Here is a 17,315-nt window from a genome sequence, read left to right on the forward strand (position 1 = left end):
CCTCCGGTGCGCCCGGCTCGCCTTCCGTGCGCCCGGCGCCCGCGTAGGCGTCACCGGGGAGCGCCCAGCCGCGTTCCACGCCGGGGTAGCCGACCGGGCGCCCGGCGAGCCAGCCGGCCGCCTCGTCCACCGCCCCCGTCCGGGCGCCGCCGCCGATCACCAGCACCACGTTGGGGTCGCGCCACACGTGGTCGGCGATCCGGTCGGAGGTGAGGACGGTGACGTCCTCGTCGGGGGTGCCGAGGGCCTCGCAGACCACGAAGGTCCGGTGCACCCCGCGCAGCATCAGGGCGAGTTCGGCGGGCCCGGCGCCCGGCGCGGTGAGCACCGCGACCTTGGGGTGGGCCCGGCAGATGTTGGCCGCGCGGCGCAGCCGTCCGCCGTGCGCGCTGACCACCTGGGCGTCCTCCCAGGGCATGCCGGCCCGGGCGAAGGCGGCGGCCACCGAGGAGACGGCGGGCAGCACCTCCAGTTCGAGGCCGTACTCGGGGCGGCGCAGGGTGCGCACCACCCCGAAGAACCCCGGGTCGCCCTCGGCGACCACGACGGCGGCGCCGCGGTGCTCGGCGATCCTGCGGGCGGCCTGCCGGACGTTGCCGAGGGCGATCCGTTCGGCGGCCTCCGGCACCGGGAGGGCGTTCAGTTGGTAGGGGGCGCCGGCGACCAGGGTCGCCGCGGCCAGGGCCGCGCCGGCGGCCTCGGTCAGCGGTGTGCCGTCCCACCCGATGACCGTGATCCGGTCAGCCATCTGCGGCCGTTCTCCCTCGACTCGGTGCGCCACTCGATCCGCCGTCGTGCGGCACCGGTCCAGAGGCTACCGGGTGCGGTCGGCCGGAGCCCGACATCTCGCACACATGTCCGCGCCGGGTGAACAGGCGGCGTGTCTCAGTCGCGCAGCACGTAGCGGTGGTCGCCGTGCCAGCCCTCGCGGTGCAGCTCGGGGGACTCCAGGTCCTCCGGGAGCAGGCTCCACAGGATGAGGTCGCTGCGGCTGTCCTGAAGCACCTCGCCGGACTCCCCGCGGACTATCCAGGCGCTGCGCAGCACGCCCTCGCTGATGCCGCCGATCTTCTGGGCGACCTGCTGGGCGGCGGTGTTCCCGGCGGCGGTGCGCAGTTCCAGGCGCAGGAAGCCGCGGTCCTCGAACAGCCACTGGGCGACGCCGAGGACGGCCTCCGGGGCGTAGCCCTCGCCGCGCGCCCAGACGGCGGTGACGTAGGAGATCTCGGTGCTGCGCAGCCGCCAGTCGGTGTTTCGCAGCTCGACCAGGCCGACCAGGCGCTGGGTGAGGTGCTCGGTGACGGCGAAGACGATGCCGCGGCCGGCGGCCCGGTGGGCGGGGGCGAGGGTGCGGGCGAGTTCGGCCGCGTACTCCTCGGTGAAGGGGTGCGGCAGGTCCGTCCAGGCGAGCACGAGGTCGTCGGCCATCATCGTGGCCAGGCCGGGGGCGTCGTCCTCCGCAAGGGGTCGCAGCAGCAGCCGTTCGGTGCTGATGGCGGTCTCGGGGAAGCTCGCTGCCATGCCGTCTCTCCTCGCCGGGTCGTGAACACAACACCGTACGCCTCCGGCGTGCCCCGGGTGCCACGCGGTGCGCTGCCCGCACGACGGTACGTCAGAACGCGGTCGGTCGGAGTGTCCCTGCTGCATACTGCCCGACCGGGCCCCCGTCGCGGTGCGGTGGGGGCCCGGTCGGGCGTTACGAGGTATGACCGTACGACGATCAGAAGGCCGGGATGACCGAGCCCTGGAAGGTGTCGTCGATGTACTTCTTGACCTCGTCGGAGTGCAGCAGCTCGGCCAGCTTCTTGACCCGCGGGTCGTTCTCCTTGCCCTTCTTGACGGCGAGGATGTTGGCGTACGGGTTGCCCTCGGCCTTCTCCAGCACCAGGGCGTCGGTGGCCGGCTTCAGGCCCGAGTCGATCGCGTAGTTGCCGTTGATGACGGCGGCGTCGAGGTCGGCGACGGAGCGGGGCAGCTGGGCGGCCTCCAGCTCCTTCCACTTGAAGTTCTTCGGGTTGCCGGTCACGTCCGCCGGGGTGGCGGTGGTGGTGACGCCGTCCTTGAGGGTGATCAGCTTGTTGTCGGCGAGCAGCTTGAGCGCGCGGCCCTCGTTGGTGGCGTCGTTCGGCAGGCCGATGGTGGCGCCGTCCGCGAGGTCGCCGATCGCCTTGACCTTCTTGGAGTAGAGGCCCAGCGGCTCCAGGTGCACGGGCTCGACCGACACGATGTTCGTGCCGTGCTTCTTGTTGAAGTCCTCCAGGTACGGGACGTGCTGGAAGTAGTTGGCGTCGGCCGAACCGTCCTGCACCGCCGTGTTGGGGGTCACGTAGTCGGTGACCTCCTTGATGTCGAGCTTGAGGCCCGCCTTCTCCGCGAGGTTGTCCTTGACGTACTTCAGGATCTGGCCGTGCGGGGTGGGGCTGGCCACGACCTTCAGCGGCGCGTTCGCGTCCGAGGAAGAGGAGGAGCCCGAGCTGCCGCAGGCGGCGAGCGAGAGGGCGATGCCGGCGGTGGCGAGGATGCTGGTGAACTTCAGGGCGTTGCGCACGAAAAGTGCCTTTCTGCGTGGAACGGGGAGCCGCGTCCGGGGTCGGACGAGGGAGGTCTAGGAGGCGGCGAGGTCCTTGTCGGGAGCCGCCGGGGTGCGGCCGAGCAGCCGCGTCCGGCCGCCGGTGCGGCCGCGGTGGGAGAGCCGCCGGACGGCGAAGTCGCCGATCAGCTGGACGGCGGTGACGATGATCACCAGCTCGGCCACGATGACCCACATGAAGGCGGTCTCGAAGCGCTGGTAGCCGTAGTTGACGGCGAGGGTGCCGAGGCCGCCGCCGCCGACGGTGCCGGCCATCGCGGAGTAACTGACCAGGGTGATGACCGTGGTGGTGACCGAGGCCACGATGCCGGGCAGGGCCTCGGGCAGCAGGGTCTTGCGGACGATCGTCCAGGTGCTGCCGCCCATCGACTGGACCGCCTCGACCAGCCCCTTGTCGACCTCGCGGACGGAGGTCTCGACCAGGCGGGCGAAGAACGGGATGGCGCCGATGGTCAGCGGCACGGTCGCCGCCTGCCAGCCGATGGAGGTGCCGACCAGCCAGCGGGTGAAGGAGATCAGCGCGATCATCAGGATGATGAACGGCACCGAACGGGCGATGTTCACGACGAAGCCGATGGCCTTGTTGACGGCCCGGTTGGCCAGCAGGCCGCCCTTGTCGGTGAGCACCAGGAGCACGCCCAGCGGCAGGCCGAGCAGCACGGTGACGAGCGCGGACACCCCGACCATCTGGAAGGTCTCCTGGGTGGCGGGCCACATCAGCTCCCACATCTGGTCCCAGGTCATGCCACCGCTCCGTTCGCCGTACCGAGCACGTCCACCTGCAGGCCCTGCTCGCGCAGGTAGCCGATCGGCACCACGTTGTCCTGGTGGCCGCCCGGCAGCTCGACCCGCATCCGGCCGACCATCCGGCCGGCGATGGTCTCCACCGCGGCGCCGAGGATGTTGATGTCGATCTGGTACGTGCGGGCGAGCTGGGAGACGAACGGCTGGGCCGAGCTGTCGCCCTGGAAGGTGATCTCCAGCACGGTCGAGCCGGGGTGGCCGGTGCCGAACTCGCTGAGCGGGAACAGCTCACGGGCCAGCTCCGAGCCGGGCTTGGCCAGCAGGTCGGTCAGCTCGCCGGACTCCACCACCCGGCCGCCGCGCATCAGGGCGGCGGAGTCGCAGACGGACTTGATGACGTCCATCTCGTGGGTGATCAGCAGGACGGTGAGGCCCAGCTGCTGGTTGAGGTCGCGCAGCAGCTTGAGGATCGAGCGGGTGGTCTCCGGGTCGAGCGCCGAGGTGGCCTCGTCGGAGAGCAGCACCTTCGGGTCGCCGGCCAGTGCGCGGGCGATGCCGACGCGCTGCTTCTGGCCGCCGGAGAGCTGGTTGGGGTAGCTGCGGGCCTTGTCGCCGAGGCCGACCAGCTCCAGCAGCTCGGCGGCCTTGCGGCGGCGCTCGGTGCGGTCCAGGCCGACGATCTCCAGCGGGAGCTCGACGTTCTGCTGCACCGTCCGCGAGGAGAGCAGGTTGAAGTGCTGGAAGACCATGCCGATCCGGCGGCGGGCCTCGCGCAGTTCGCGGCCGGCCCGGTTCTCGCCGCCGGACAGCGCGGTCAGCTCGACCCCGTCCACGGTGACCGTGCCGGAGGTCGGGCGCTCCAGCATGTTCACGCAGCGGATGAGGGTGGACTTGCCGGCACCGCTGGTGCCGACGACTCCGTAGACCTCGCCCGGGCGGACGTGCAGGTCGACACCGGCGAGGGCGGTCACCTCGCGGCCTCGGGAACGGTAGACCTTCGTCAGGTCCGTGGTGGTGATCACAGCGGCTTTCCGTGGGTCGGGGGCGGGCGGCGTGGTCCGACCGCCCGACCGGCTTGCGGCCGGCGGCGGCGTTACGGCGCTGCGCCGGGAGGGTCCGGACCTGCCGCCCCTTGATCGTGGCCGCTGGACGGCCGGGCCGCGCGACGGCGTGGCCCTAACGAGTCACCCGGGCCCGCAGGTCGGCGGGCACGGCAAAGGGAGGGGTCCGGGAGGAGGGGCGCGCTCGCACGGGCGGGAGCGGCGCCGGAGTCTCGCTTCGGGGCGCGAGGAGGAGGCACCCTCAGCGGGGCGCCGGGGGCGGTGGCCCTCAGCAGTGACACATTCGACGACACATGGCACGCTCACCTGCCGGCAGGGTGCCGGTGGGGGTCCAGTTCGTCGTCGCAGTCATGTGAGCCAGTAAAACAGATGGGTTGATTCCTGCCCAATTGTTTCCCGAAGCTGTCCGCATTGCGGACACTCACCACCGTTGACCAGCGCGGATACGGCTCGGCGCCGCCACCGGTGGTCCGGATGGTGGCGGCGCCGGGAAAGCGCGGGGGCGGCGGGCTCAGGCCGTCGCGGCGAGCGGCTCGGCGGCCGCCTTCTCCAGGTGGACGAAGCTCAGCCGGGTGCTGACCTGCTCGACCCGGGTCTGACGGTACCCCTGCCGAGCGTACAGCCGCAGGTTGCCCAGGCTGCGGTGGCCGGTGAACAGCCGGTAGGCGCTCACCCGGCCGTCCTGGGCCAGGCGGCGCTCCAGCGCGTCCAGCAGTCGGCCGCCGAGGCCGTGGCGCTGCATCCGCGGATGGACCACCAGGCGCCCTATCCGGCCGACGCCGTCGGCGCCGACGTGGCCGCGGACGGTGCCGACCACCTCGTCGCCCAGCCGGGCGACCAGGAAGTGCTGCTCGGACAGTTCGGCGCGCAGGCTCTCCAGGCTCTGCGTCAGGGGCTCGATCGCCCAGTCGCCGTACAGCTCGGCCTCGGGCTGGTAGCCGAGGTACTGGAGCTTGAGGATCTGCTCCGCGTCCTCGGCCTCCGCGGCCGAGATGATCACGCTCATGCCCATGTGGAGGGGCCTCCCCAGTCGTCGTGCGCGGCGCGCGGAGGGTAGGCGCGCTCACGCTCAGTATCCGAGTGATCGCGCCACCGTCAAGGGCTGCGTTCGCCAGCGCTCTACCCGGGTGTCAGCTTCCCTCAACCTTCGCGGGGGCGGACGTGAGGAGGGTCACCTCCCGTGCCGCACACGTTCCGCTCGGTCGCACGGGCTTGCGCTCAGGGGTAGCGCTCGGTGTGGAGCAGCATCCGCAGGCAGGCCAGGCAGCGGGAGCGGGTGGGGCCGATCGAGCCGCGCGGCATGCCGAGCCGCTCGGAGAGCTCACGGTAGGTGGGCGGCGGATCCTCGGCGAGCGCGGCCATCAGCTGCGGACAGCGGCCGGGCAGGGCGGCGACGGTCTCACGGACCGCGCGGCGGCGACACTCGTCGAGGTAGACGTCCTCGGCGGAGGGGGCGAAGGGGAGGGCGGTGCACACACCGTGCATGACGGCCCGGGGCGGGGCCGGTTACGCCCGGGCCGGGGCACGGACGCGGGAGGGGCGCGCCGGTCGGACCGCCGCGCCCCTCCCCCGTCGCGCCGGGGATCGGCCCCGTCGCGGGGGCTCGGCCCCTCGTCCGGGACCGGCCCCGCCGTCCGGGATCAGCCCCGCGCCCACTCCTGCTGCCGCGCCAGGTCCGCCTTCACCTCGGCGAGCTGGACCGCGACCGCCGAGGGGGCCGTTCCGCCGCGCCCGTCGCGGGAGGCGATGGCGCCGTGGACGCTGAGCACCGAGCGCACCTCGGGCGTCAGGTGCCCGGAGATCGCGGCGAACTGCTCGTCCGTCAGGTCGGACAGCTCGATGCCCTCGGCCTCGCAGACCTTGACGCAGGCGCCGGCCACCTCGTGCGCGACCCGGAACGGCACGCCCTGCTTGACCAGCCACTCGGCGATGTCGGTGGCGAGCGAGAAGCCGGCCGGGGCCAGCTCCTCCAGCCGCTCCCGGTGCACGGTGAGGGTGGCCATCATCCCGGTGAACGCGGGCAGCAGCACCTCCAGCGTGTCGCAGGAGTCGAAGACCGGCTCCTTGTCCTCCTGGAGGTCCCGGTTGTAGGCGAGCGGCAGCGCCTTGAGGGTGGCCAGCAGGCCGGTCAGGTTGCCGATCAGCCGGCCGGACTTGCCCCGGGCGAGCTCGGCGATGTCCGGGTTCTTCTTCTGCGGCATGATCGAGGAGCCGGTGGAGAAGGCGTCGTGCAGCGTGATGAAGCCGAACTCCTTGGTGTTCCAGATGATCACCTCCTCCGCGATCCGGGAGAGGTTGATGCCGATCATCGCGGTCACGAAGGCGAACTCGGCGACGAAGTCGCGCGAGGCGGTGCCGTCGATGGAGTTGCCGACCGAGCCGCCCTCGAAGCCGAGGTCGGCGGCGACGGCCTGCGGGTCGAGGCCGAGCGAGGAGCCGGCCAGCGCACCGGAGCCGTACGGCGAGACGGCGGTGCGGGCGTCCCACTGGCGCAGCCGCTCGGCGTCCCGGCCGAGGGCCTGCACGTGCGCGAGGACGTGGTGGGCGAAGAGCACCGGCTGGGCGTGCTGGAGGTGGGTGCGGCCGGGCATCGCGATGTCCGGGTGCGCCTCGGCGAGGCCGACCAGGGCCTGCTGGAGGTCGAGCAGCAGGCCGCCGATGGTCTTCGCGTGGTCCCGCAGGTACATCCGGAACAGGGTGGCGATCTGGTCGTTGCGCGAGCGCCCGGCCCGCAGCTTGCCGCCGAGGTCGGGGCCGAGGCGCTCCAGCAGGCCGCGCTCCAGGGCGGTGTGCACGTCCTCGTCGGCGACGGTGCCGGTGAAGGTGCCCGCCTCGACGTCGGCGAGCAGCTCGTCCAGGCCGGCCAGCATGCCGGCCAGCTCCTCGTCGGAGAGCAGGCCGGCCTTGTGCAGGACCCGGGCGTGGGCCTTGGAGCCGGCGATGTCGTACGGCGCGAGGCGCCAGTCGAAGTGGACCGAGGCCGAGAGCCTGGCCAGCGCCTCGGACGGGCCGTCGGCGAAGCGCGCACCCCAGAGGCGGACGTCGGAGGACTGCTCGGCGGTCATCGCGGTGGCTCCTTCATGCATGTGCAGTGGGTGGCATAAGTATGCACGACGCCGTATGAAACACAAAACCCCGGCCGGACGGTCTCCGTCGGCCGGGGTTTCGCGCGTTCGAGGTGCTACTGCGCCTTCGCCTGGGCGAGTTGCATGAGGTGGTCGGCGAGCGCCTGCCCGCCGGCCGGGTCCCGGCTGATCAGCAGGACGGTGTCGTCGCCGGCGATGGTGCCGATGATCTCGAACACCTCGGCCTGGTCGATCGCCGAGGCCAGGAACTGGGCGGCGCCCGGCGGGGTGCGCAGCACCACCAGGTTGCCGGAGGCCGTCGCGGAGACCATGAGCTCGCCGGCCAGCCGGGCCATCCGGCCCTCGCTGGCCGACTCGCCCATCGGCGCGCGCGGCGTGCGGTCGCCGCCCTCGGCCGGGACGGCGTAGATCAGCGCGCCGTCCCGGTTGCGGATCTTGACCGCGCCCAGCTCGTCCAGGTCCCGGGAGAGGGTGGCCTGGGTGACCACGAGTCCGTCGTCGGCGAGCAGCTTGGCGAGCTGGCTCTGCGAACGCACGGGCTGGCGGGTGAGCAGGTCCACGATCCGCCGGTGGCGCGCGGTGCGGGTCTGCGGGACCTGCGGCGTCGGGCCTGCGGCGGACGGGCCGGAGTGGGAAGCGGTCATGTGATTATTCTCCCGGACGACGGTCAATTCGCATCGGCCGGGGCGCCCTCGCGCACCGTCCGGAGGATGCCCGGCAGCGCGGCCAGGAAGGCGTCCGCCTCCTGCTCGGTCAGCACCAGCGGCGGGGCCAGCCGGACGGCGTCCGGGACGGCCGCGTTGACCAGGAAGCCCGCCTCCTGCGCGGCGGCCTGGACCTGCGCCGAGACCGGCTCGGTGAGCACGATGCCGAGCAGCAGGCCCGCCCCGCGCACGTGCGAGACCAGCGGGTCGCCGAGCGCCTCGACGCCCTGCCGCAGCCGCTCGCCGAGCTTGCGGACGTGCTCCAGCAGGCCCTCGGACTCGATGGTGTCCAGCACCGCGAGCCCGGCCGCGGCGGCCACCGGGTTGCCACCGAAGGTGGTGCCGTGCTGGCCCGGGGTGAGCAGCTCGGCGGCCGGCCCGAAGGCGAGCACCGCGCCCATCGGCAGGCCGCCGCCGAGCGCCTTGGCCAGGGTGACCACGTCCGGCTCCACGCCCTCGTCCGCCTGGTGGGCGAACCAGTGGCCGGTGCGGCCGACGCCGGTCTGGATCTCGTCCAGGACCAGCAGGGTGCCGGTGGCCCGGGTGATCTCGCGGGCCGCCTTCAGGTAGCCCTCGGGCAGCGGGATCGCGCCGTTCTCGCCCTGGACGGGCTCCAGGAAGACGGCGGCCGTCTCGGTGGTGACGGCCGCGCGCAGCGCCTCGACGTCGCCGAGCGGGACGTGGGTGACGTCGCCGGGCAGCGGGCGGAACGGGTCCTGCTTGGCGGGCTGGCCGGTGAGCGCGAGGGCGCCCATGGTGCGGCCGTGGAAGGCGCCCTGGAGGGCGACCAGGTGGGTGCGGCCGGTCCGCCGGCTGATCTTGAAGGCGGCCTCGTTGGCCTCGGCGCCGGAGTTGCAGAAGAACACCCGGCCGCCCGGGCGGCCGTCCAGCTCCAGCAGCCGCTCGGCGAGCGCGATGGTGGGCTCGGCCATGAAGAGGTTGGAGACGTGGCCCAGGGTCGCGATCTGCCGGCTCACCGCCTCGACGACGGCCGGGTGGGCGGTGCCGAGGGCGTTGACGGCGATGCCGCCGAGCAGGTCGGTGTACTCCTTGCCGTCGGCGTCCCAGAGCTTGCTGCCCTCGCCGCGCACCAGCGGGATGCGGGGGGTGCCGTAGTTGTCGGTGAAGGCGTGCTGCCAGCGCTCGGCGAGCTGCTCGTTGTGGGTCGTACCCGTCGTACCCGTCGCACCGGTCGTACCCGTCGCGCCGGTCGTGCTGTCGGTGCCAGTCGTGCCGCTCATGCCAGTCCCCCGGTCACGGTCGTTTCGTCGTCCGGCACGACCATCGTGCCGATGCCCTCGTCGGTGAAGATCTCCAGCAGCAGGCTGTGCTGGACCCGGCCGTCCAGGACGCGGGCGGTGCCCACGCCGGAGCGGACGGCCCGCAGGCAGCCCTCCATCTTGGGGAGCATGCCGCTGGCCAGCTCGGGCAGCAGCTCCTCCAGCTCGCTCGCGCTGAGCTGGCTGATCACGTCGTCGGATTCCGGCCAGTCCTTGTAGAGGCCCTCGACGTCGGTGAGGACGACGAGCATCTCGGCGCCGAGCGCGACCGCGAGGGCGGAGGCGGCGGTGTCGGCGTTGATGTTGTAGACGTGGCCGTCGGTGCCGCGGGCGATCGAGGAGATGACCGGGATGCGGCCGTCGGCGATCATCGCCTTCACGGCGCCGGCCTCGATGTTGACGATGTCGCCAACCAGGCCGATGTCGACCTGCTCGCCGTCCACCACGGCGTAGCGCTTGACCGCCGTCATGGTGTGGGCGTCCTCGCCGGTCATGCCGACCGCGAACGGGCCGTGCTCGTTGAGCAGGCCGACCAGCTCGCGCTGCACCTGGCCGGCCAGCACCATCCGGACCACGTCCATGGTCTCCGGGGTGGTGACCCGCAGGCCGTTGGTGAAGCTCGACTCCAGGCCCAGCCGGTCGAGTTGGGCACTGATCTGGGGGCCGCCGCCGTGCACCACGACGGGGTGCAGCCCGGCGTAGCGCAGGAAGACGACGTCCTGGGCGAAGGCGGACTTGAGGCTGTCGTCCACCATGGCGTTGCCGCCGAACTTGATCACGACGGTCTTGCCGTGGAAGCGCTCCAGCCACGGCAGCGCCTCGATCAGCGTCATGGCCTTGGGCAACGCGGTGTTGTTGCGGGCCTGTTCGCCCTTGGGTGCGATCTGCACGGGTTTCCCTCGTCGATGGGGGTCCCCCCGGCCGCGGGCCGGGGGGATGTCGCGGATCAGGCGGGCTCGGGTGGAGCGGCACGGATCAGGTCGAGTAGGCGCTGTTCTCGTGGACGTAGTCGGCCGTCAGGTCGTTGGTCCACAGCGTGGCGCCCGCCGTACCGGCGTTGAGGTTCGCGGTGATGACGACCTCGCGGCCCTTCATGTCGACCAGGTCGCGGTCCTCGCCGACGCCGCCGGACTTGCAGACCCAGACGCCGTTGATGGCGACGTCCAGCCCGTCCGGGTCGAAGGCGGCGGAGGTGGTGCCGATCGCGGCCAGCACCCGGCCCCAGTTGGGGTCCTCGCCGTGGATGGCGCACTTGAGCAGGTTGTTGCGGCTGATCGTCCGGGCGACCTCGACCGCGTCGTCCTCGGTGGCGGCGCCGGTGACGTCGATCCGGATCTCCTTGCTCGCGCCCTCGGCGTCGCCGATCAGCTGGCGGGCCAGGTCGGCGCTGACCGTGCGGACGGCCTCGGCGAACTCGGCCCGGTCCGGGACGGTGCCGGAGGCGGCGGAGGCGAGCAGCAGCACGGTGTCGTTGGTCGACATGCAGCCGTCGGAGTCGATCCGGTCGAAGGTGGTGCGGGTGGCGCCGCGCAGCGCGTCGTCCAGGGCGGCGCTGTCCAGGTCGGCGTCCGTGGTGAGGACGACCAGCATGGTGGCGAGGCTCGGGGCGAGCATGCCCGCGCCCTTGGCCATGCCGCCGACCGTCCAGCCGGCCGGGCTGGTGTACTCGGCGGTCTTGTGCACGGTGTCGGTGGTCTTGATGGCGATCGCGGCGGCCTCGCCGCCGTCCTCGCCGAGCGCGCTGGCGGCCAGGGCGACGCCGGGCAGCAGGAGGTCCATCGGCAGCCGGACGCCGATCAGGCCGGTGGAGGCGACGGCGACCTCGCCCGCGTTGAGGCCCAGCTCCGCGGCGGCCTTCTCCGCGGTGGCGTGGGTGTCCTGGAAGCCGAGCGGGCCGGTGCAGGCGTTGGCGCCACCGGAGTTGAGGACGACGGCGGAGACCTGGCCGCCCTTGAGGACCTGCTCGGACCAGAGCACCGGCGCGGCCTTGACCCGGTTGGCGGTGAAGACGCCGGCCGCGGCGAGCGAGGGGCCGTCGTTGACCACCAGGGCGAGGTCGGGGGTGCCGGAGGCCTTGATGCCGGCGGTCACACCGGCGGCCCGGAAGCCCTTGGCGGCGGTCACTCCGACGTTGGTGCTCTTGCTCACGGTGCGACTCCGTTCACGGGCAGGCCGAGCTCCTCGGGCAGGCCCAGGGCGATGTTCATGCTCTGCACCGCGCCGCCGGCGGTGCCCTTGACCAGGTTGTCGATCGCGCTGATCGCGATGATCCGCCCGGCGGCGGCGTCCAGGGCGACCTGGACCAGGGCGGTGTTGGCGCCGTAGACGCTGCTGGTCTGCGGCCACTGCCCCTCGGGCAGCAGGTGGACGAAGGGCTCGTCCGCGAACGCCTCGGTGTAGGCGGCGCGCAGGCTTCGGGCCGTCACCCCGGGCCTGGCCTTGGCCGAGCAGGTGGCGAGGATGCCGCGCGGCATCGGGACGAGGGTGGGGGTGAAGGAGACGGTGACCGGCTCGCCCGCGACCGGGGAGAGGTTCTGCGCCATCTCCGGGGTGTGCCGGTGGACGCCGCCGACGCCGTACGGGCTGACGCTGCCCATCACCTCGCTGCCCAGCAGGTGCGGCTTGGCGGCCTTGCCGGCGCCGGAGGTGCCGGAGGCGGCGACCACCACGGCCTCCGGTTCGGCGAGCTGCGCGGCGTAGGCGGGGAACAGCGCCAGGGAGACGGCCGTCGGGTAGCAGCCGGGTACGGCGATCCGGTTGCTGCCCTTCAACGCGGCGCGGTGGCCGGGGAGTTCGGGCAGGCCGTAGGGCCAGGTGCCGGCGTGCGCGGTGCCGTAGAACTGCTCCCAGTCGGCGGCGGCCTTGAGCCGGAAGTCGGCGCCGCAGTCGATCACCAGGACGTTCGGGCCGAGCTCCTCGGCGACGGCGGCGGACTGACCGTGCGGCAGGGCCAGGAACACCACGTCGTGGTCGGCCAGCACCTCGGGGGTGGTGGCTTCGAGGACGCGGTCGGCGAGCGGGCGGAGGTGCGGCTGGAGCAGGCCCAGCCTGGTGCCCGCGTTCGAGCCGCCGGTCAGCGCCCCGATCTCCATCTCCGGGTGGCCGAGCAGCAGGCGCAGCACCTCGCCGCCCGCGTAACCGCTCGCGCCGGCGACGGCGACTCGCAATGCCATGGCGTTCCTCCTTAGTCTTGGCATGAATATACGCGTGACGGAAAATTCATGCAAGGAGGTTGTGCCGGACCCCCGCCGGGGCGGGGTGCCCGGGTCAGCGCTTGACGGCCCGCAGCACCACGAACTTGGGGTTCCCGGCGACGAGTTGGCAGTTGCCGAAGAGGCGGCGCAGCTTGACGTGGTAGCCGAGGTGGCGGTTGCCGACCACCCAGAGCTCGCCCCCGGGGCGCAGCGCCCGCTTGGCGCCGGTGAACATCCGCCAGGCGGTGGCGTCGGTGGTGGCCTGGTGGGAGTGGAACGGCGGGTTGTTGAGCACCAGGTCCACCGAACCGGGGGCGACCACGTCCCGGGCCAGGGCGTCGGCGGCCAGGAACTCGGCCGGGGCGTCCGGGCCCAGGTTGGCGCGGAAGGTCTCCTCGGCGGAGGCCACCGCCTGGTGCGACTCGTCCACGAACACCAGCTCCGCGCCGGGCCCGGCCAGCGCGGCGGCCGTGCCGACCACGCCGTTGCCGCAGCCGAGGTCCACCACCCGGGCGCCGGGGGCGGGGACGGGCAGGTGGGCGAGGAGGAAGCGGGTGCCGATGTCGAGCCGGTCGGCGCAGAAGGTGCCCGCGTGGTTGACGACCGTACGGCCGGAGGCGGGGCCGATGTCCTGCGGCAGCGCGTAGCGGTGCGGCCACGGGTTGGGGCCGGGGTCCAGCGCCCGGTCCGGGGTGCAGAAGACCAGCCGGGCCTTGCGGGCGGCCAGCGAGGTGCGGGTCGGGCCGAGGATCCGCTCGAAGAGCCGGAGCGTGGAGGTGTGGATCTCGGTGACCATGCCGGTGCCGATCACCACGGTGCCCTCGTGGACGGCGGGGGCGAGCCGGTGCAGCTGGTCCTCCAGCAGGGCCAGGCTCTTGGGCACGCGCACCAGCAGCACGTCGATCCGCTCCGGCGGGGCGTCACGGGTGGTGAGCAGCCGGGACTCGTCGACGGCGGCGCCGGCCCGGGCCAGGTTGGCCAGGGTGGCCTGCCGGCCGAGGTGGGAGTCGGTGATCTGGACCGGCCGGTACTCGGCGAGCGCGGTGGTCAGCGCGCCCCAGCGGTCGCCGAGGACGGCGACCGTCCGGCCGGCCAGCTCCGTCGCGGTGCCGGCCGCGCTGTCGGCCTCGCCCGCGAGGTGGCGCAGCAGGTACTCGTCGGCGGCGTCCCAGGCCCGCAGCCGCTCGCGCGGGTCCTCGGGGAAGCGGGTGAGCGCGAAGGCGCCCCACGGGGTGGTGAAGGAGCTGTCCGGCGGGGTCGCGGCGGGCGTGGTCTGGGGATTCATCGTGTTCTCAGGCTATCCGACGGTCCCGGGGGCGGTTACGGACGGATACTGGAAGGGCCCGGCCGAGAGAGGTGAGGGCGATGGAGTGGAAACTCGAAGTCGTGGTGGTCCCGGTCTCCGACGTGGACCGCTCGAAGCTCTTCTACGAGGAGCAGGCCGGGTTCACCGTCGACCACGACACCCTGTTGCGGGACGGGATCCGGGTGATCCAGCTGACGCCCCCGGGTTCGGCCTGCTCCATCGTGGTGGGCAAGGGGGTGATCGACTCGCCGCCCGGATCGGTCAAGGGACTCCAGCTGGTGGTGCCGGACATCGAGAAGGCGCACGCCGAACTGGTGGCCCGCGGTGTGGAGGTCAGCCCGGTCCAGCACTTCGTGGCCGGGGCCCGGGTGGACGGGCACGGCGAGGCGTGGAACAACTTCCTGTTCTTCAACGACCCGGACGGGAACGGCTGGGCGATCCAGGAGGCACCGCCCGCGGGCGGGGAGTCGGGCGGGCAGGCCGTCCTTGGGTAGGCTCCCAGGATGGCTGAACACGAGGGAAGCGTGCGGGTGGACAGCTGGATCTGGTCGGTCCGGCTGGTCAAGACGCGGGCGCTGGCGGCGGCCGCCTGCCGGGCCGGGCACGTCCGGGTGAACGGCGAGCGGGCCAAACCCGCCCAGGCGCTGAAGCCCGGGGACGAGGTGCGGCTCCGCGAGGAGGGCCACGAACGGGTCGTGGTGGTGAGCAAGCTGATCCGCAAGCGGGTCGGCGCCGTCGTCGCGGCGGAGTGCCTGGTCGACAACAGCCCGCCGCGGCCGCCGCGCGAGTTCGTCGCGGCGGCCGGGACGCGGGACCGCGGGGCCGGGCGGCCGACCAAGCGGGAGCGCCGCGACCTGGACCAGCTGCGCGGGCACTGAGCGGCGCGGAGCCGCTACGCGACGTCCGCGGTGGCGAGCACCTTGGCGAGGAAGCCGCCGAGGTTGCCCACCGTACGGTCGATCTGCAGCTCCAGCGGCAGCGACTCGTCGGGCCGGGTGACCAGCGTGGACTTCTTCAGCCCGCGCACGTAGAGCGAGCAGGCCAGGTCGGCGCAGATGTACGTGCCGACCGTGTTGCCCTCGCGCCCGGCCGCCCCGGCCCGGCGGGCGGCGAGCAGCGCGACCCCCGACCCGGCGTGCGCGGTGATGCACAGCGAGCACACGTTGGTCTTGGTCAGGCTGCGCCGGATCACCGAGGAGCGCAGCGTCACGCCGACCGGCTCGCCCTCGTACGGCGCCACCAGGTACGCCCGGTCGGGCGCGCCCTGGTCCCGCCAGCCGAGGAAGTCCAGCTGCTCCCAGGGCAGTTCGGCCAGACCCCGGGGCAGGTGGAGCCGGCGGGCCTCGCCCTTGGAGCAGTTGACGAAGGACGCGCGGATCTCGTTCTCGCTCAGGGGTTCCATGCCGCGGACGCTAACACCGGCCGGCCGGGCCTGTCGCGCCGTTTTCACCCGGTCCGTACCGGGTGGGCGGCCTGGACGGCGAGCCGGCGCGGGGCGTCCTCGCCGATCCGGGTGAGCAGGTCGTCCAGGGCGAGGAAGGCCTCCCAGCGCTCCTTCCCGCCGGCGGCGGCGAGGCGGTCGACGACCAGGTCCTCCAGGTCCTGGACCCGCTTGTTCTTCCAGGCCTTGTCGGCCAGGCCGACCAGCAGGTCCTCGACGGTGGTGCCGGGCTCGTCCCAGCTCGCGTGGGTGCGGGCGAAGCGGGCGAGGTGCTCGGGGACGCCGTGGGCGAGCAGCAGGGCGTGCCCGGCGGGCTCGTGCCGGGAGCCGGGGGCGGAGAGCTCCTCGGGGTGGACGGTCTTGCCGATGTCGTGGGTGGCGGCGCCGTAGAGGACGGCCGCGCGGTCGAAGGCCAGGCCTTCGCGGGCGCAGAACCCGGCGATCTCCTCGGCGACCCGGTGCACCAGCGCGAGGTGGGCGACCAGGCGGGGCGGGGCGTCGACGGCCCGCAGCAGTTCGGCGACGTCGGCGGGCAGCGGCGGCAGGGCGGTGGTGGTCACGCCGCAGGGTAGCCGCGGGGGTGAGGGGTTGTCAGTGGGGTTCCGTAGCCTTCGACGGTCCGGTCCCGGCGTAGGAGGGAGGCGCCGGGACCGGGCGCGCGGACGGCTGCCGTTCCAAGCGGACGGCTACCGCTTGAAGGCGACGCCGGCGTACGCGGAGACGTCCTGCCAGCCCTCGGGGAGTTCGGAGGTCGGCACGTGGCCCGCGACGGGGCGCCAGAGCGGGAGCTGGACGAGCCCGGGGCCGACGAAGTCGAAGTCGCCGAAGAAGGGCTCGACGCCGGAGCGCGGGCGCAGCACGAGCGGGGCGCTGGCGCTGCGGTAGATGCGGGTGCCCTCGGCGGCGCTCTCGCGGGAGGCGAAGTCGGGGCTGCCGTGGGAGAGGATCAGCGCGCTGCCGGGGGCGAGCGCGTCGCGCAGGGTGCGGACGATCTGCTGGGCGCCCTCCTCGTCGCGGATGAAGTGCAGGACGGCGACCAGCATCAGCGCGACCGGCTGGGAGAGGTCGACGGCGCCGGCCAGCCCGGGGTGGCCGAGGATCGTGGCCGGGTCGCGCAGGTCGGCCTCGATCACCGAGGTGTGCCCGGCGGGGTGGCCGGCCAGCAGGGCGCGGGCGTGGGTGGCGACGATCGGGTCGTTGTCCACGTACACCACCCGGGCGTCCGGGGCGACCCGCTGGGCGACCTCGCTGGTGGAGCCGACCGCCGGGATGCCGGTGCCGATGTCGACGAACTGGCGCACGCCCCGGCCGGCCACGTACTCCACGGCGCGGCCGAGGAACTGCCGGTTGGTGCGGGCCAGCAGCGGCAGCGCGGGGTAGGCGGCTATCGCGGCCTGGGCGGCCTTGCGGTCGGCCTCGAAGTTGTCCTTGCCGCCGAGGTAGTAGTCGTACATCCGGGCGGTGTGCGGGACGCCGGTGTCCAGCTCGCTCGGCGGCTGCCAGTCGCCGGTCCTGCCCCAGTCCCACTCGGTGTCCGTGCTCCGGCCGGTCGCCGCGCTGTCCTCGTACATCCTGTCCGCCCCCAATGCGCCATGCCGGAAGAGTTCGGCCACCGCCCGTCCTCACGCGGTGCGCGGTGATCGTATCCAAGGACACGCCGTGGAAACAGCGGGAGTTCAGGTTTACGCAACACCCGGTGACGGAGTGTGTGCACGTCAAGAAGGGTCCGGACGCTCGGCCCGGATCGCCCGCCCGAGCCGTCCTCTCTATGCTGGCTGCCGATGACTGCCGACCGCCGCAGCGTGCTGCGCACCACCGCCCGACTCGCCGCCCTCGCCGCCACCGGGGGGCTGCTGGCTGCCTGCGGCACCGGCACGCTCCGCCGGGCCGACCCGGGGGCGCTCGCCGC

Annotated in this window: 19 protein-coding genes; 2 read left to right on the forward strand and 17 right to left on the reverse strand. The window is 73.2% G+C overall.

The features are described 5' to 3' along the window. From cbiE to AE652_RS16115, 14 genes are all read right to left on the reverse strand, one after another. Window positions 1-748, reverse strand: a 748-nt coding sequence (gene cbiE / locus AE652_RS16050; protein ID WP_049652061.1) for a precorrin-6y C5,15-methyltransferase (decarboxylating) subunit CbiE, incomplete at its 3' end; no start/stop codon positions are given. Window positions 749-885: 137 nt separating this feature from the next. Then, window positions 886-1,521: a GNAT family N-acetyltransferase gene (locus AE652_RS16055; RefSeq protein WP_049652062.1), complete on the reverse strand. Its 636-nt coding sequence runs from the start codon at window positions 1,519-1,521 to the stop codon at window positions 886-888. A 199-nt stretch (window positions 1,522-1,720) separates the two neighbouring features. Continuing rightward, window positions 1,721-2,548: a MetQ/NlpA family ABC transporter substrate-binding protein gene (locus tag AE652_RS16060; protein WP_049652063.1), complete on the reverse strand. Its 828-nt coding sequence runs from the start codon at window positions 2,546-2,548 to the stop codon at window positions 1,721-1,723. Window positions 2,549-2,605: 57 nt separating this feature from the next. Further along, window positions 2,606-3,334, reverse strand: coding sequence for a methionine ABC transporter permease (locus AE652_RS16065; RefSeq protein WP_049652064.1), 729 nt, complete (start codon window positions 3,332-3,334; stop codon window positions 2,606-2,608). Further along, a complete protein-coding gene (locus tag AE652_RS16070; RefSeq protein ID WP_049652065.1) occupies window positions 3,331-4,356 on the reverse strand; it encodes a methionine ABC transporter ATP-binding protein in 1,026 nt (341 codons plus the stop codon). Before AE652_RS16070 ends, AE652_RS16065 begins: the two co-directional genes overlap by 4 nt. A 550-nt stretch (window positions 4,357-4,906) precedes the next feature. Next, a complete protein-coding gene (locus AE652_RS16075; RefSeq protein WP_049652066.1) occupies window positions 4,907-5,407 on the reverse strand; it encodes a GNAT family N-acetyltransferase in 501 nt (166 codons plus the stop codon). Window positions 5,408-5,613: 206 nt separating this feature from the next. Further along, a complete protein-coding gene (locus AE652_RS16080; protein WP_053112078.1) occupies window positions 5,614-5,871 on the reverse strand; it encodes a sigma-70 family RNA polymerase sigma factor in 258 nt (85 codons plus the stop codon). A gap of 164 nt (window positions 5,872-6,035) precedes the next feature. Continuing rightward, window positions 6,036-7,460 (reverse strand): argininosuccinate lyase, encoded by a 1,425-nt coding sequence (gene argH, locus AE652_RS16085; protein ID WP_049652067.1) that lies wholly within the window; start codon window positions 7,458-7,460, stop codon window positions 6,036-6,038. A 116-nt stretch (window positions 7,461-7,576) separates the two neighbouring features. Further along, window positions 7,577-8,125 (reverse strand): arginine repressor, encoded by a 549-nt coding sequence (locus tag AE652_RS16090; protein ID WP_049652068.1) that lies wholly within the window; start codon window positions 8,123-8,125, stop codon window positions 7,577-7,579. A 23-nt stretch (window positions 8,126-8,148) separates the two neighbouring features. Then, entirely contained in the window at window positions 8,149-9,426 is a 1,278-nt protein-coding gene (locus AE652_RS16095; RefSeq protein ID WP_049652069.1) for an acetylornithine transaminase, read from the reverse strand. Then, window positions 9,423-10,298 carry an acetylglutamate kinase gene (argB, locus tag AE652_RS16100; RefSeq protein ID WP_049652078.1) on the reverse strand — a complete coding sequence of 292 codons (876 nt, stop codon included), beginning with the start codon at window positions 10,296-10,298 and terminating at the stop codon, window positions 9,423-9,425. Before argB ends, AE652_RS16095 begins: the two co-directional genes overlap by 4 nt. Before the next feature lie 142 nt (window positions 10,299-10,440). Beyond that, complete coding sequence (argJ, locus tag AE652_RS16105; protein WP_049652070.1) at window positions 10,441-11,613, reverse strand: bifunctional glutamate N-acetyltransferase/amino-acid acetyltransferase ArgJ; 1,173 nt, start codon at window positions 11,611-11,613, stop codon at window positions 10,441-10,443. Beyond that, the gene (gene argC / locus AE652_RS16110; RefSeq protein ID WP_049652071.1) at window positions 11,610-12,638 is read right to left on the reverse strand and encodes an N-acetyl-gamma-glutamyl-phosphate reductase; all 1,029 of its coding nucleotides are present in this window, start codon (window positions 12,636-12,638) and stop codon (window positions 11,610-11,612) included. The genes argJ and argC overlap by 4 nt, the downstream gene beginning before the upstream one ends. Before the next feature lie 94 nt (window positions 12,639-12,732). Then, a complete protein-coding gene (locus AE652_RS16115; RefSeq protein WP_049652072.1) occupies window positions 12,733-13,944 on the reverse strand; it encodes a methyltransferase in 1,212 nt (403 codons plus the stop codon). Between the two features lie 80 nt (window positions 13,945-14,024). Between AE652_RS16115 and AE652_RS16120 the strand changes: the two genes are divergently transcribed. Then, window positions 14,025-14,459: a VOC family protein gene (locus AE652_RS16120; protein ID WP_049652073.1), complete on the forward strand. Its 435-nt coding sequence runs from the start codon at window positions 14,025-14,027 to the stop codon at window positions 14,457-14,459. Between the two features lie 9 nt (window positions 14,460-14,468). Then, window positions 14,469-14,843, forward strand: a complete 375-nt coding sequence (locus AE652_RS16125; RefSeq protein ID WP_049652074.1) for an RNA-binding S4 domain-containing protein — start codon at window positions 14,469-14,471, stop codon at window positions 14,841-14,843. A gap of 14 nt (window positions 14,844-14,857) precedes the next feature. Here the strand turns inward: AE652_RS16125 and AE652_RS16130 are convergent, their stop codons facing one another. The 3 genes from AE652_RS16130 to AE652_RS16140 all read right to left on the reverse strand — a co-directional run bounded on the left by AE652_RS16130 (window position 14,858) and on the right by AE652_RS16140 (window position 17,019). Continuing rightward, window positions 14,858-15,367, reverse strand: a complete 510-nt coding sequence (locus tag AE652_RS16130) for an FBP domain-containing protein (protein WP_049652075.1) — start codon at window positions 15,365-15,367, stop codon at window positions 14,858-14,860. Between the two features lie 44 nt (window positions 15,368-15,411). Beyond that, complete coding sequence (locus tag AE652_RS16135; protein ID WP_049652076.1) at window positions 15,412-15,966, reverse strand: phosphohydrolase; 555 nt, start codon at window positions 15,964-15,966, stop codon at window positions 15,412-15,414. Window positions 15,967-16,092: 126 nt separating this feature from the next. Continuing rightward, window positions 16,093-17,019, reverse strand: coding sequence for an SAM-dependent methyltransferase (locus AE652_RS16140; protein ID WP_234348404.1), 927 nt, complete (start codon window positions 17,017-17,019; stop codon window positions 16,093-16,095). Window positions 17,020-17,315 lie beyond the last annotated feature (296 nt).

The sequence above is a fragment of the Kitasatospora sp. MY 5-36 genome (assembly GCF_001182915.1).
Lineage (GTDB): Bacteria > Actinomycetota > Actinomycetes > Streptomycetales > Streptomycetaceae > Kitasatospora.